Source organism: Snodgrassella sp. W6238H11, from assembly GCF_016100525.1.
GTDB classification, from domain to species: Bacteria; Pseudomonadota; Gammaproteobacteria; order Burkholderiales; family Neisseriaceae; genus Snodgrassella; species Snodgrassella alvi.
On sequence record NZ_JACFSH010000001.1, the window covers coordinates 323,695 to 337,961 of the forward strand.

Genomic DNA, 14,267 nt, shown 5'->3' on the forward strand with positions numbered 1-14,267 from the left:
GACTAACAGCAATTTAGTCAGAATTCAGAAAATATCCGGATATAAGGGTAGTGTCTGATTTTAAAGCTTATTTTTACAGTATTATAAACTGTAATAAAACGTGTTAATTTCAAATTTGCATGAGCGGGTATTTAAATAGCATTGCATATTTCAGATCAAGCAAATTGATTATTAACCAAAATGGTCAGCTAATTCTTTCAATGCCCGTTTAGCTTCAAACAGAATCAGACCTAATTTGGCTTCATGAGTGGTAGTAATGGTTAACAGAATAGCTTCAGAGGCCTGAAACAGCAGCATGTAGCCTTTATCAGTGTGAATAATGGTATTGTCCAGAGTACCTTTTAATACTTCTTTTGCAGAACGATTACCCAGAGACAGTAATGCTGCAGCCATTGCACCGATACGGTCTTCATCCATGCCACTCTGCAAAGCAGAAGCAATTGGCAAACCATCGGTTGAGATAACTGCTGAAGATGTAATGTCGGGTGTACTGTTCAGGGTTTTCAATACGCCTTCGATGAAATCATATTTCATGAAAATTCCTCTTAAATTGACTGTAACTTTGTCAATTATAAAGATGGGTGAATTTTTTTGCAAAAAAATGTTATTAAATTTTATTAATTATCTTTATTTAAGTTTTCTATTTTATTTACATTTCTTTAGTTTTCTTGCTTATCTATAATTATTCAGAGCAATGAAAACTATTGTTACAGTTTATTGAATTCTATTGAAATGCAAATAAAATTATAGCATTTTGAATAGGAGATTGCGAAATATAATCCGGTCTACTTAGCTAAAGTTTGATATTTATCAAATGTTATCTCATTTTTTATATTTTATATGCTATTGAGACTGCGACTATATGTTTAATTCTATGCTTAACTTAATGGTAAATGAATTGTTTTAAATAATAAAATCTTACTTTTTTAGTGCATATTAATATATAAATTAATAGTGTGTTGTAAGTTTGCTTATATATTTTACAAATTTAAATTAATGTTATTTATTAAAAAGACAATTAAGTGAAATTAGTGCCCTTATAGTTTGATAATGTTAATTATGTTTATTTTGTTGTTTAATATATAAATTAATTTAAACAGGTTGTTCTCAATATGATAAACAACCTGTTTGTTAGGTTAATTTCAAATATCGGCTTCTACTTTATCTCCTTCAGCTTCCATCCATACTCTTCTGGAAGCTGCTTCACCTTTTCCCATTAATTTGATAAAAATATTTCGGGTTTCACTGTTTTCTTCATCGGGAATATGTACTTGCAACAGACGGCGTGTATCCGGATTCATGGTAGTATCCTTGAGCTGATCAGGATTCATTTCGCCTAAACCTTTAAAGCGATTTATGTGATAAGTACTTTTTTCTAGTTGCAGTCTGTCTTTAATGCTTTCCAGTTCTGCCTCATCCTGAGCATAAATCTTGCGTGCAGGTTTGCTTTTACCCTGTGCATTTACATCTATACGAAAAAGTGGTGGTTGGGCTACATAAATGTGTCCGGTCTCTATCAGTCGCGGGAAATGGGTATAAAACAAGGTGAGTAATAGAACCTGTATATGAGCACCATCAACATCAGCATCTGATAAGATGGCTATTTTTCCATAGCGTAAGCCAGATAAATCAGGATTATCGTTTCTACCGTGGGGGTCTACTCCGATGGCAACAGAAATATCATGTATTTCTGCATTACCAAACAATTGGTCGCGATGAATTTCAAAACTGTTTAAAACTTTACCGCGCAATGGAAGAATTGCCTGAGTATTTTTATCCCGGGCCAGTTTAGCTGAGCCGCCGGCTGAATCACCTTCTACCAGAAACAATTCATTTTCTCGGATGTCTTCACTTTCGCAGTCAGTAAGTTTGCCTGGTAAAACAGCTACGCCAGAACCTTTTTTCTTTTCAATTTTTTTAGTTGAACGCATTCGCGCCTGAGCCTGACTAATAGCCAGTTCAGCTATTTTTTTACCTGTATCGATATTCTGGTTTAACCAGAGTTCTAATGGATCACTACATACTGTAGCTACCAGTTTGAGTGCATCACGACTGGTTAATTTGTCTTTTGTCTGCCCTTGAAACTGAGGATCGAGCAACCGTGCTGAGAGAACGAAGGCGACGCGTGAAAAAACATCATCTGACTGTAGTTTTACGCCGCGCGGAAGTAAATTATGATGATTGATAAAGTTGTTTACAGCGTGAAAAACTGCCTGTTTCAGCCCGGCTTCATGAGTGCCGCCTAACGCGGTAGGGATCAGATTAACGTAGCTTTCACTTGGTGTATGTCCGTCTTCCAGCCATGTCAGAGCGAAAGCTGCACCTTCACCCTGATTAAAGTCAGTTCCATGATTTGAGTTTAAATAATTTTCACTTGAGAAAATGGGTGTGGCAGTCTGGCTATCTGAAAGTAAGTCAAGTAAATAGCTTTTCAGGCCATTCGGATAATGCCAGTTTTGTGTCTGAGCTTCATCCGTAGCATTCTGGTAGCGGGTAAGGGTAACATTCACGCCGGGTAATAAAACAGCTTTAGCACGTAAATTGCGTTCCAGTTCCGGCAGATTGTATTGCGGATTATCGAAGTAATGTCCGTCAGGCCAGATACGAACTTCGGTACCACTGTCTTTAACGGCGCATTTGCCGGTTACAGACAAAGGTTTAATGACGTCACCACCAGCAAAGGCAATATGGTAAATATTTCCGGCTCTTTTGACAGTAACTTCAAGCCGGGAAGACAGTGCATTGGTCACGGAAACGCCTACACCATGTAAGCCACCTGAAAAAGCATAAGCACCGTCGCCGCTTTTTTTATTGAATTTACCACCAGCATGTAGTTGGGTGAAAACCAGTTCAATTACGGGTACTTTTTCGGTTGGGTGTAATCCGGTGGGAATACCGCGACCATTGTCTCTGACGGTAACGGATCCATCGGGATTCAGAGTAACATCGATATTTTGTGCATAGCCGCCCAGAGCTTCGTCTGCGGCATTATCAATTACTTCCTGAATGATATGAGTAGGGCTATCCGTTCTGGTATACATCCCAGGGCGTTCTTTAACCGGTGCCAGACCCTTCAGAACGGTGACACTGGATTCATCATAAGTTGTGGATTTGCTCATAATTTATTTTTAGATAAGTATTAATCGCAATATAAAACAAATTACCGTAAAAAATTTATTTTTTCGGTAATTTGTTTCAGATTCAGAATTTTGGCGGAATCTTCAATACAGAACTATTCACAGGCAATCATTCTGCCAGTGAGTATTTATCATCATGATTTTGTCGAGTTTGAACAAATTCAGTCCAGCTGGGCAGTTCGTGTAAAAAGCGTGAAAGCTCGTGTAATGCATTCAAATAGACATTTCTTTTGAATTCAATAACTTCATCAACTGGAGCCCAGTATTGGTGCCAACGCCATGCATCAAATTCAGGATGATGGGTTGCTCGCAGATGAACATCACTTTCACGTCCGGTTAGACGCAGCAAATACCAGATCTGTTTTTGGCCTTTATAAGAACCCCGCCATTCGCGTTTGATCCAATGTGTAGGTACATCATAACGTAACCAGTCCCGGGTGCGTCCGATTATTTTGACATGATGCGGCAGCAGGCCGACTTCTTCCATGAGTTCACGATACATGGCGGCTTCCGGGCTTTCACCCGGCTTAATACCGCCTTGCGGAAACTGCCAAGAGTGTTCATGTACACGCTTGCCCCAAAAAACCTCGTTATGGTCGTTAGTAATGATTATCCCGACATTGGGGCGATAACCTTCTCTGTCTAACATGGTAGTTCGCCCAGTAAATAAATTGAATTTTCGCACAAATCAGGCAGTGAGACTAGTAAGGATTAAATGTGAAATATCAAATTAAATTAAGTAAATTTTTATATTATATTGGCATATGGAAATTTTCAGTTAAAAATCTGGATTTAGCTATAAATAATATTGGTGAAATCTATTATTAATGATTAATTAGATATCTGGATGAGTTTTAATCATTCAGATTGGGTATTTAATTAGTCTTGTTATTAATTATTATGATTCAATTCGAACTGATGCATGAAAAATCCGGCGAAGTTTATTATTCATATAGAGTAGTGTATTTGTTTTATATTTTATTTATGGTTTTCAGAAACCAGATAATTGTGTAAATATTAAATCAGTTAAAAGCGTAAAAAAAACGTATCTTTCTTTATCTATCAATAGAATATCATTGGGATTATGTGGTCGTTTGGAATAAACGATATACGAAAATTATTTTTCCAAATATTTTCTCATTTCCAATATTTTAGACGAAAGATAAACTTTATGCTGATAAACAGGTAAATTATTATTTCTAATATTCTGCTTATTTTCATTTTGATATTTTAAAAAAGACAATTCTGTTAAATCTATGAATGATTGAACAGTTGGTAAGGGTATATATTAAATTGAAAAAATTATTAATATTAAGCAATTATCATAAAATTAATTGTCAAAAGAAAAGCAATATTGTAGTGAGGATAGTTGAATCTATACTATAGTGACTGGTATAGCTGATGATAATTAATATCGCCCTTGGGGCTTAATCCTGAAAAGGTTGAAATTGTGGGACGGTATATAAAAGATAAAAATGTCTATCTGGTCAAACTAAAGTCATTTACAAAATGAATGCAGATGCAGAGAAATTTAATATTTTTATTTTAGCGCAAAGATATTTAATTTTTGGACTGGGATATCTTGATATTTATTGTATTGTCAATCGTTTGATTTATAAAAAATTTTATTTAATTTAGTGTGGTTAAATATACTAAGGAATAACTGATTAAAAAATATTTTCATACCGATTTATAATAATTGAATCTGTACTCAATAATTGAATTAAAACAAATTCAGCTGAAAAAATCCACATTACTGCAATCTTTTTGTATTTGAAATTTTATTATAAATAAGATGTAATGAGTTTATAGGTATTTGATACTGGTAATAACTTTTCCGAAAATATTATTTATAGTTTTTATTAAAGAGAGCATATTTAAAAAGAGCCCTATCTCTGCAGATAGGGCTCTTTATTAGCAAAAATTTTATTGATGAACAGGTTCGAAATTGTGAATGGCTTTTTCATTTTCAGGAGTTTGCTCTTTGCCATTTACAGCCTGAGTATGTTGATAAAAAGCAGCGCGTTTAGCTGCCTGAAAAATTTGTAATCTACGACGATGTTGCATAGTTAAATCCTTTCTCGCTTGCTGGTGTGGGGCACCAACTGTTGTCATTTATAACTTGGAAGTATAAGTTTACTGATAAATTAATAATGCAGATCAGTTATCAGTTCGGATATTGTTTTTAACGTAATAATTTATTAGTTCATTAAACAATATATAAGATATAACAGAATATTGCAAGACAGTGATGTATGTTTGTCTTTAAATTGAGAGGAAATGATAAATAGAAAAACCGCAGAATTGTTAAAAGGTCAGGCCTGAATCAGTAGCCTGACCTTTTATTACGATAAAGTGAGGAGCTTATTGCTTGGGTTGGCTATTACTACGTCTGTTTGGCTGACTGTTTCTCTGACGGGCAGCCGGAATGTTCTGGCGGGAACGGTTTGGTTGCTGTTCGCCAGACTGACGGCGGTTTGCATTCCAGTTGCCATTTTTGTTGTGATTACCATAGGAGCGGCGACCTTTATTCGCTATTTTACCAGCACGTTTACGTGTCGGTTCCATACCGGCAATAGTTTGCTCAGGTAGTTTGCGGTTTAGGTAGCGTTCAATTTTATGTACTTTAATATACTCGTTTACTTCAGCAAAAGTAATGGCCAGACCGGTTCGGCCAGCACGGCCTGTACGACCGATACGATGTACATAGTCTTCAGCCTGCTTAGGTAAATCATAATTAATGACATGTGTAATGGTTGGTACATCAATACCACGTGCGGCAACATCAGTAGCCACTAGTATTTTAATCCGGCCTTTGCGTAAATCCATTAATGTACGGTTACGCCAGCCTTGTGGCATATCGCCATGCAGACAGTTAGCCGAAAAGCCTTTTTCATAAAGTTCATCAGCCAGCTGTTCAGACATAGCTTTGGTGGCAGTAAATATTACTGCCTGATCGATACTGGTATCACGCAACAGATGATCAAGCAGACGGTTTTTATGCCGGATGTCATCACAGTAATACAGTTTTTCATCAATTTTGCCTTGTTTTTCTTCCCGGGCAATATCGATTTTTTGCGGTTGATGTGTTAATTTTTCGGCAAGTTTACCTACCATACCATCCCAGGTAGCTGAAAATAACAGGGTCTGACGTTCAGCAGGAGTTGCGGCAACTATGGTCTCAATATCATCAATAAAACCCATATCCAGCATTCTGTCTGCTTCATCCAGAATAAGCACTTCAAGCCGGCCAAAATCAATGCGTCCCTGACGCATGTGATCCATCAGACGTCCCGGAGTAGCTACGATAAGATCAATCGGACGGGATAATGCACGGATTTGCTGACCGAAAGCTGTACCGCCTACCAACGTTACTGTGCGCAGCCAAGGCATGTTTTTACCATAAATCTGAGCGTTTTTTTCTACCTGTTGAGCAAGTTCGCGTGTAGGTGTTAATACAAGAGCACGCGGGCCTTTGCCTGGTTTTTCACTGCGTTTGAGCAGTTTTTGCAGTGTTGGTAATAAAAATGCGGCTGTTTTTCCAGAACCAGTTTGAGCGGAAACCATTAAATCCTGGTTATCCAGAACTGCCGGAATAGATTCAAGTTGTACTGGTGTTGGATTTTCGTAGCCGGCAGCAGTGAGTGCATTGGTGAGTTGTTTGTCTAGTTTTAAATCTGAAAAAGACAATGTCATGATTTTCCTTTGGTTAAACGACCAACCAAACGTGATAATCTAGTTTATTGATGTGAAATTAGATTACAGGGAACTGTTGCTAGCTTAAGCCAAAAAGAAAATAACAAAGGAAAGATAGCAATTGGTTGTCGTAAGCGTGTGTGTTTAGGTATTTTATACATCGACAACAACCAGACAACGTACGCATTGCTGCGAGTGTTGGGAGAGCGGCATTACATAACTATTAAAGTAATAATGAATTCGCCGTATTTAATAAGGTTGCAAACGATGGTTTCAAATATTATCTTTTTAATTATAAGAGATATGGTCTTTTTAAGCAAGAGCACTATTATATCTATATATGTAAATGTGCGAAGGTTTCTGTGGTTTTTTCCGTTACAATGTGACTGTTAGTGTATTTATTGCAGAAATGTAAAATTTTATTTATGAGTGAAGATATTGGTGCTTTTGTCAATCGTATGGGCAAAAATATTAAGCATTTACGTAAATGGGCACAACGTCAGGATATAGAGGCATGGCGTATGTATGACCGGGATATTCCACAGTATCCATTTGCTGCTGACATTTATGCCGATCATGTACATTTACAAGAATATGATACGGGCTGGTTGATGCATAAGACAGACTATGAAAAATGGTTGGCTGAAGTAGTGGAGGCTGTTTTATTTGTGACTGGTCTGCCGAAAGAACATATTCATGTGAAAAAAAGACAAAGGCAAAAAGGTAAAGATCAGTATGAAAAAACTGGTGTTACGGGTACGGATTTTGTAATTCATGAGCATGGGCGTGCATTCTGGGTGAATCTGGATAAATATCTGGATACAGGTTTATTTCTTGATCATCGTAATACTCGCCAGAAAATAGGCAATATAGCGGCGGGAAAACGATTTTTGAATTTATTTGCTTATACAGGCAGTTTTTCAGTATATGCTGCAACTGGCGGTGCTTTATTCAGCGAAACTGTAGATCTCTCGAATACTTATCTGCAATGGGCACAACGAAATTTTGAATTGAACGGGCTGGATATGCAGGCTCATCAGATTGTTCGTGCTGATGTATTTCAATATTTGCAGAAAGCTGTTGAAGATCACAAACAGTTTGATTTGATTGTAATGGATCCGCCAAGTTTCTCAAATAGTAAGAAAATGCTGGATATTCTGGATATTCAGCGGGATCAGGAAAAACTGATAGATGGTGCAATGCGTTTATTATCGAAACAGGGTAGTTTGTATTTTTCAAATAATCTGCGTAGTTTTACTTTAAATCCGGTTCTGGAGCAACGTTATGATGTAAATAATATTTCCAGAAAAACAATACCTGAAGATTTTCGCAATACTCGTATTCATCAATGTTGGGAAATCCGGCATCGTTAATCAAAAGGTCAATTTGCGGGAGATAAAAATGATTCGGGCTATACAATTATTTTTAGTTTTTGGTGTATTGAGTTTGTCAGAGTGGTTATTTTCTGTAGCTGAGGCCGCTGTTATCTACCATTCAGGTCGTGGCGAACGTCATGTTTATGTCGATTTACCCGTTTCATCAACTACAACCATTAATAAAACAGTACATATTAATGCTCCTGCCGGTGCAACAGTGATTTATACGGATACGCCGGTTTATCCTGCTGCACTTCCGTATCCTCCGGTTTATCCTATTGCATCCAGTATTAGTTTACGGCCGGTAAGCCATGGCTGTCTGCGTAATGATGGCATGTCTTCGGTCTGGCAGTCGGTAGCACTCGATTCCTGTGCCGGCGGTGAAATCAGCGAGGCTTTTTATTTTCATCAGGGGCAAGTGTGGCTGAATAATCGTTGTCTTGCGGTGAAAAATCATTCAGTAGGGACAGTTTTCTGTGAACCGGACAGGAACAATAATTGGTTGCTTACAGGCAGACAGATTCGTGACAGAAACAGTAATTTATGTGTAGATGGTTCACAAGGACATTTACAATTGCGGCCTTGCAGTAATGATAAAAGTCAGCAGTTTCATTAAATCTGTTTACAGATTTGTTAATATAATAAATATATCCAATAAAAATTATTGTTATATTTTATAATGCGAATCTATGTTTGTAATCTTTTGTTTAATGGATAAGTTTAGTAAAAGTAAACAATTTTAACTTAAATATAATTCTGCATGTTTATGTAATGTTATATTTTATTATGTTAAGATAATGCTTGATGAAATTGCTTTAAATTTTTGGAAAAATTTGTTTTTATATTCATAATCATAAATACGGACATTAGTTTTATTTATGTTTTACCTGTGTAAACTTTGCCTGTTTCAGTGGTTTCACTGGTGGAATAATAGCTGTTAAATAAGTAGTAATTAAGCTATTAATCTGATTTATCAGGTAGAAATATAACGAATATGTATGAGAAAAGGCGATTTCATACTGATGACTTTCATTGCAGGAATTTTTGATTTCAGCTAATTTTATTTATATTCTTGGTAAGGTAATTTAATACCACTATGTCTCGTTTTTCTTCCTGTATTCTGCCGCCGGCGATGCTGGGTATTCTGGGCGGCGGCCAGCTGGGTGCAATGTTTACGGTAGCTGCTAAAACAATGGGTTATCAGGTAACGGTTCTGGATCCTGATCCGAATGCGCCCGCAGCACAGTTTGCTGACAGACATTTATGTTCTGTATTCGATGATGCTGATGCTTTGCAGCATATGGCCAAATGTGCTGCTGTTACGACTGAATTTGAAAATGTAAGTGCTGATTCAATGCGCTGGCTGGCACAATATACGGTTGTATCGCCCTCGGGTGATTGTGTTGCAATTGCTCAGGACAGGCAACAGGAAAAAGAATGGATTGACCGCGCCGGTCTGGTTACCGTGCCTTATACTGTTATCAGCACGGAATCTGATATTAATGATTCTCTGAAAAAATTGTTACCGGGTATTCTGAAAACAGCCACTTTGGGTTATGACGGAAAAGGACAAAAAACAGTTGATTCTATCGCTGAATTGCGTGAAGCTTTTACTCAATTGCAGCATGTGCGCTGTGTGCTGGAAAAAAAAGTAGATTTACGTGCTGAAATATCAGTAGTGGTTGCCCGTCTGAATAATCAGTATGCAGTGTGTTTTCCGCCTGCAGAAAATCAGCATAAGAATGGTATTCTGGCGTACTCATTAGTACCGGCAAGGCTACCTCAGGCTATATTAAAGCAGGCTGAAAATATGGCTTTTAAGCTGGCTCAGGCCATGAATTATCAAGGGGTACTGGCAGTTGAGATGTTTGTTGTAGGCAATGATATGCAGTTGATTGTTAATGAAATTGCTCCCCGGCCGCATAATTCAGGTCATTACACTTTAGATGCCTGTATTGCTGATCAGTTTCAGCAGCAGGTAAGATTAATGTGTGGTTTGCCTCCGGCAGCCTCAGATTTATTAAAGCCCTGCTGTATGGCGAATATTCTTGGTGATGTCTGGCCTGAAAACGGCGAACCGGACTGGAATGCTGTTCTGAATCATAAAACTGCCTGTTTACATCTGTATGGAAAAAAACAGGTGAGACCCGGCCGTAAAATGGGACATTTTACTGTTCTGGCTGATAACCCTGATCAGGCATGGCAGACAGCACGCAATCTTCATCTTCACTTGCAAAACTCAGCTCAAAATTCTTGCTCGACTGCTTTAGATAAATCCTGTTGATATGGACAAAAGGATAATACCTTGAAACTGATGAGCACAAAACTGTCTCCATTGGCGTGGTTTTCTTCTGGCTGGAAATTATTGGGATATGTCCTGCCAATGGCTCTTGCCTGTGCTGGTATTGCCGGTTTACCTGTTTCTATGGCAATTGCAGGTGTGATGTGTGCTTTGTTATGCAGTCTGCTTTTGGGCGGTAGTAAAAAAATATTATTAACACCATCACCTTTTTCCGCACTAATGCTGATGGCGGCAATAGCCTATTATGCAGGTGTAGTCAGTGAACGTATTGCTGTGGCCAGTTTACTTATGCTGTTTACCGGTGGCTGGTTATTATTGATGTCACTGATATTACCCAAACATTGTCTGAACTGGATTGCACGGCCAGTCTGGCATGGTATTGGTTTGGGTATGACGCTGACTCTGATTGTCATGCTTTTTCCGATCATTTTAGGTGTGCAGGCCAATAATAGTTCATGGCAGGGAATGTGGGAACTGCTGATTGATTGGCAAGGCTGGAACTGGCCAAGTGTGGTTTTGGCCGGTTTATCATTTGCCTTGCTGGTATTATGGAGAAGTAAAACTCAGCCCAAGGCTTTATGGGTATTATTACTGGTATGGATTCTCAGTTATATATGGCCGTTTGCGCTAGTCGGAATTGCTACTCCGGTTCAGCAAAATGTTCAGCTCTGGCCATTTATGAATCCCGTACATGCTGACTGGCCATTATTGTTTTTTTTAAGTGCCACAATAGCACTATTAATATATATGGAAAGTTGTCAGTATTTATCTAATCAGTTCAGGCGTAATGTTGGCCTGGTTGGTTTTAGTAATATTCTGACAGCATTCACCGGAGGTATGGTAATCAGTTTAGGCTACATAGCTGATGAGGTTCTCAGGATTAAGCGTAATACGCTGATAGCAATGTTATTGCTTATGGCACTGATTTTTTGCTGGTCATGGCTGGCATATGTACCATTACCTGTGCTGGCAGTAATTGCGTTATATGTTATTTGTGTTCAGATTAACTGGTGTGAATTACGTTTATATTGCTGGCAATGGAGCGATTTATTGTGGCTGTGTATATCTGCCATACTGATTATTCTGTTTGGTGTCTGTACGGGTTTGTGGCTGGTGATTTCTTTTGCTCTGATAGTAATGTGCTGGTATTCACTCCGGATGCATGCCTGGCCGGTTTTATTGCCTGAAGTTCAGATTATTGCGCAAGAAGCGGTTATCATTTTACCGCAGATATTATTGTTTGCTAATGTCAGCACGCTGCTGAATAAAAGCTATCTTCTTATTAATACGCTGGATATTAAAAAAATATATCTGGATATGAGTGCAGGCTGTCATGCTGATGTGACTGTATTTTTTCATTTACAAGCTCTTGCCCGTAGATTGCATCAGCAGGAAAAAATGTTATTTGTATGTGGTCTGAATGAAAAAACATACCGTATACTTATTGCTAAAAAGCTGGATTATTTATCAGCCGAGCAATTCAGTACCCTCAGTGCTGAATCTTTGTTAATATGTCATAAATATAATAATGGTCCTGTAATAGCATGATTTGCTCAATATGATAATTGTTGATATGAATGTCAGTTCTGAGATTTTAATACTGAATATTTTATTCAGGCTGGAGAGAGAATGAGTAAATTCTGGAGTGAGAAAACCAGACAGCTGCAACCTTATGTACCCGGAGAGCAGCCCAAAATAGCTAATCTGGTTAAACTGAATACTAATGAAAATCCATTTCCGCCTTCTCCATTGGTATTAAAAGCAATGCAGGCTGCTACTGAAGATTTGCGTTTATATCCTGATCCGAATGCAGATAGATTAAAACAGACCATTGCTGATTATTATGGTTTGTCCAGGGAGCAGATTTTTGTGGGTAATGGTTCGGACGAAGTACTGGCTCAGGCATTTGCTGCTTTTTTTCAGGGAAAACAACAATTATTATTACCTGATATCAGTTATAGTTTTTATCCAGTCTATTGTCAGTTATATGATGTTGAGGCCCGTTACATCCCGCTTGATGAGCACTTCGCTATTAATCCGGTTGATTATTATGGTGCTCAGGCCGGAGTTGTTTTTCCTAATCCGAATGCACCTACCGGATGTATTTTGCCTTTGGCTCAGGTTGAGCAGATATTACAAGCCAATCCGGACTGTGTGGTACTGGTAGATGAGGCCTATATTGATTTTGGCGGTGAATCTGCGGTGGCATTGATTGCTGATTACTCTAATTTGCTTGTGGTGCAGACACTTTCAAAATCTCGTTCGCTTGCCGGTATGCGGATTGGTCTTGCACTAGGGCAAGCAGAGCTGATTGAAGGACTTGAGCGGGTTAAAAACAGTTTTAATTCTTATCCGCTTGATCGTTTAGCACAAGCTGGCGCTATTGCGGCATTCGAAGATGAAAATTATTTTCGCTCAACTTGTGCCAAAGTTATCGAAAACCGTATCTGGCTGACTAAACATCTGTCTCAGCTCGGATTTGAGGTTTTACCTTCGCAGGCCAATTTTGTCTTTGCAAGTCATAAAAATAAAACAGCTGTGGAAATTGCTGCTGAGTTACGCCGGCATGGTGTAGTGGTTCGGCATTTTCCTCAGGAAAGAATCAATAATTTTTTACGAATCAGTGTCGGAACACAGCAACAGCAGCAAAGGCTGATTGAAGTATTGGAAGAAATGCTGAATCCATAGACAAATATACATTTTGATTTTGCTAGTCTGGAAGATGCAAATTATCATCAAGATGTATTTGTTTGGTTGATGCAGTTAAGAATAGCTGATGAGCTGATAATCATCTGCTGTTAATTCAAATGTGAAATGCTGATTGGATTGAATGATTATTTTTTTATCCCGTGTTACGAATATGACTCCAAGATTTTGCTTTTTTTTCAGTTCACTCAACCCTTGTCTGATACCTAAGCCATAAAAAATAGTTGAATAAATATCTCCGGTTAATGAGTTATCAGATATGATGCTTACACTGTGCAACTCATTATTCAGAGGATAGCCGGTGTGCGGATCGAGGATGTGATGATATAGCTGGTTGTTAAAAATAAAATAGCGTTCATAAATGCCGGAAGTGACTACTGATTTGTCTTCGACATGTATGATTCCGAGCAGATTGTTTGCCTCGGCAAAAGGGCGTTTCAAACCAATATGCCATTGCTTATCAGCAGTAATTGGTGAGTAGCCGATTGTTAGCACATTACCTCCGCAATTGATAATTGCCTGAAAAATGTTATATTGAGCTAAGAGCAATTTGATAATGTCCGCAATATAGCCTTTGGCAATGGCTCCTAAATCAATTTCCATACCAGCTTTAGCCAGATATACAGTTTGATTTGTCCGGTTCAGATCAATGTGATTCGGGTTGGTCAGTGTTAATCTACGGGCTATTTCATCCTTTTCCGGAATACTGCGTCCGTTAAAACCTATTTTCCATAATTTCACCAACGGACCAATTGCCAGATTAAACTTGCTGTCAGGTAACAGGCTGGCTGCTTTAGCCTGACTGATTAAATCAAAAACCAGTTTGCTTACTGCTACCGGCTGTTTGCCGGCAGCATGGTTAATGCCCATCACCTCTGAGTGGTAGCGGTTTACCGTTAACTGAGCTTCCAGTTGCTCTATAGCGTTAAAAACGGCAGAAACTGCGGTTAGGTTTTCAACGAACAGTTTCAGGGAAACCGTTGTCCCCATTAACTGTTGGCTATAGGTGTAACTTGTACCAGACATAAGTGATGAGGTATTTATCTGTAA

The 14,267-nt window shown here is 38.2% G+C and carries 11 protein-coding genes; 5 read left to right on the forward strand and 6 right to left on the reverse strand.

Annotation, left to right across the window (positions count from 1 at the left end; all coding sequences use genetic code 11):
- Nucleotides 1-171 precede the first annotated feature (171 nt).
- The 5 genes from H3V00_RS01425 to H3V00_RS01445 all read right to left on the reverse strand — a co-directional run bounded on the left by H3V00_RS01425 (nucleotide 172) and on the right by H3V00_RS01445 (nucleotide 6,833).
- Entirely contained in the window at nucleotides 172-534 is a 363-nt protein-coding gene (locus tag H3V00_RS01425; RefSeq protein WP_025330457.1) for a roadblock/LC7 domain-containing protein, read from the reverse strand.
- Nucleotides 535-1,142: 608 nt separating this feature from the next.
- The gene (locus H3V00_RS01430; protein WP_198206626.1) at nucleotides 1,143-3,119 is read right to left on the reverse strand and encodes a DNA topoisomerase IV subunit B; all 1,977 of its coding nucleotides are present in this window, start codon (nucleotides 3,117-3,119) and stop codon (nucleotides 1,143-1,145) included.
- A gap of 127 nt (nucleotides 3,120-3,246) precedes the next feature.
- Nucleotides 3,247-3,786, reverse strand: coding sequence for an RNA pyrophosphohydrolase (locus tag H3V00_RS01435; protein ID WP_025330459.1), 540 nt, complete (start codon nucleotides 3,784-3,786; stop codon nucleotides 3,247-3,249).
- 1,277 nt (nucleotides 3,787-5,063) lie between these two features.
- Nucleotides 5,064-5,204, reverse strand: a complete 141-nt coding sequence (locus H3V00_RS01440) for a hypothetical protein (protein ID WP_157785008.1) — start codon at nucleotides 5,202-5,204, stop codon at nucleotides 5,064-5,066.
- Between the two features lie 297 nt (nucleotides 5,205-5,501).
- Complete coding sequence (locus tag H3V00_RS01445; protein ID WP_198206625.1) at nucleotides 5,502-6,833, reverse strand: DEAD/DEAH box helicase; 1,332 nt, start codon at nucleotides 6,831-6,833, stop codon at nucleotides 5,502-5,504.
- 425 nt (nucleotides 6,834-7,258) lie between these two features.
- Here H3V00_RS01445 and H3V00_RS01450 point away from each other — a divergent pair, with 425 nt between their 5' ends.
- The 5 genes from H3V00_RS01450 (at nucleotide 7,259) to hisC (ending at nucleotide 13,199) form a co-directional block, all read left to right on the forward strand.
- Complete coding sequence (locus H3V00_RS01450) at nucleotides 7,259-8,206, forward strand: class I SAM-dependent methyltransferase (RefSeq protein WP_198206624.1); 948 nt, start codon at nucleotides 7,259-7,261, stop codon at nucleotides 8,204-8,206.
- Between the two features lie 28 nt (nucleotides 8,207-8,234).
- Complete coding sequence (locus H3V00_RS11615) at nucleotides 8,235-8,825, forward strand: ricin-type beta-trefoil lectin domain protein (protein ID WP_198206623.1); 591 nt, start codon at nucleotides 8,235-8,237, stop codon at nucleotides 8,823-8,825.
- 480 nt (nucleotides 8,826-9,305) lie between these two features.
- A complete protein-coding gene (locus H3V00_RS01460; protein WP_198206622.1) occupies nucleotides 9,306-10,493 on the forward strand; it encodes a 5-(carboxyamino)imidazole ribonucleotide synthase in 1,188 nt (395 codons plus the stop codon).
- A 30-nt stretch (nucleotides 10,494-10,523) separates the two neighbouring features.
- Nucleotides 10,524-12,059: a SulP family inorganic anion transporter gene (locus tag H3V00_RS01465; RefSeq protein ID WP_198206621.1), complete on the forward strand. Its 1,536-nt coding sequence runs from the start codon at nucleotides 10,524-10,526 to the stop codon at nucleotides 12,057-12,059.
- A gap of 81 nt (nucleotides 12,060-12,140) precedes the next feature.
- A complete protein-coding gene (hisC, locus tag H3V00_RS01470; protein ID WP_198206620.1) occupies nucleotides 12,141-13,199 on the forward strand; it encodes a histidinol-phosphate transaminase in 1,059 nt (352 codons plus the stop codon).
- A 75-nt stretch (nucleotides 13,200-13,274) separates the two neighbouring features.
- On the opposite strand, the gene H3V00_RS01475 is transcribed toward hisC, so the two are convergent.
- On the reverse strand, nucleotides 13,275-14,243 hold the full coding sequence (locus H3V00_RS01475) for an FAD:protein FMN transferase (protein ID WP_198206619.1): 969 nt from the start codon (nucleotides 14,241-14,243) through the stop codon (nucleotides 13,275-13,277).
- Between the last annotated feature and the right edge of the window lie 24 nt (nucleotides 14,244-14,267).

What these genes read in the sequence shown, in the direction of transcription:
- H3V00_RS01425 (WP_025330457.1), bottom strand. Translation starts at nt 534, where the DNA reads ATGAAATATGATTTCATCGAAGGCGTATTGAAAACCCTGAACAGTACA.
- H3V00_RS01430 (WP_198206626.1), bottom strand. Translation starts at nt 3,119, where the DNA reads ATGAGCAAATCCACAACTTATGATGAATCCAGTGTCACCGTTCTGAAG.
- H3V00_RS01435 (WP_025330459.1), bottom strand. Translation starts at nt 3,786, where the DNA reads ATGTTAGACAGAGAAGGTTATCGCCCCAATGTCGGGATAATCATTACT.
- H3V00_RS01440 (WP_157785008.1), bottom strand. Translation starts at nt 5,204, where the DNA reads ATGCAACATCGTCGTAGATTACAAATTTTTCAGGCAGCTAAACGCGCT.
- H3V00_RS01445 (WP_198206625.1), bottom strand. Translation starts at nt 6,833, where the DNA reads ATGACATTGTCTTTTTCAGATTTAAAACTAGACAAACAACTCACCAAT.
- H3V00_RS01450 (WP_198206624.1), top strand. Translation starts at nt 7,259, where the DNA reads ATGAGTGAAGATATTGGTGCTTTTGTCAATCGTATGGGCAAAAATATT.
- H3V00_RS11615 (WP_198206623.1), top strand. Translation starts at nt 8,235, where the DNA reads ATGATTCGGGCTATACAATTATTTTTAGTTTTTGGTGTATTGAGTTTG.
- H3V00_RS01460 (WP_198206622.1), top strand. Translation starts at nt 9,306, where the DNA reads ATGTCTCGTTTTTCTTCCTGTATTCTGCCGCCGGCGATGCTGGGTATT.
- H3V00_RS01465 (WP_198206621.1), top strand. Translation starts at nt 10,524, where the DNA reads ATGAGCACAAAACTGTCTCCATTGGCGTGGTTTTCTTCTGGCTGGAAA.
- hisC (WP_198206620.1), top strand. Translation starts at nt 12,141, where the DNA reads ATGAGTAAATTCTGGAGTGAGAAAACCAGACAGCTGCAACCTTATGTA.
- H3V00_RS01475 (WP_198206619.1), bottom strand. Translation starts at nt 14,243, where the DNA reads ATGTCTGGTACAAGTTACACCTATAGCCAACAGTTAATGGGGACAACG.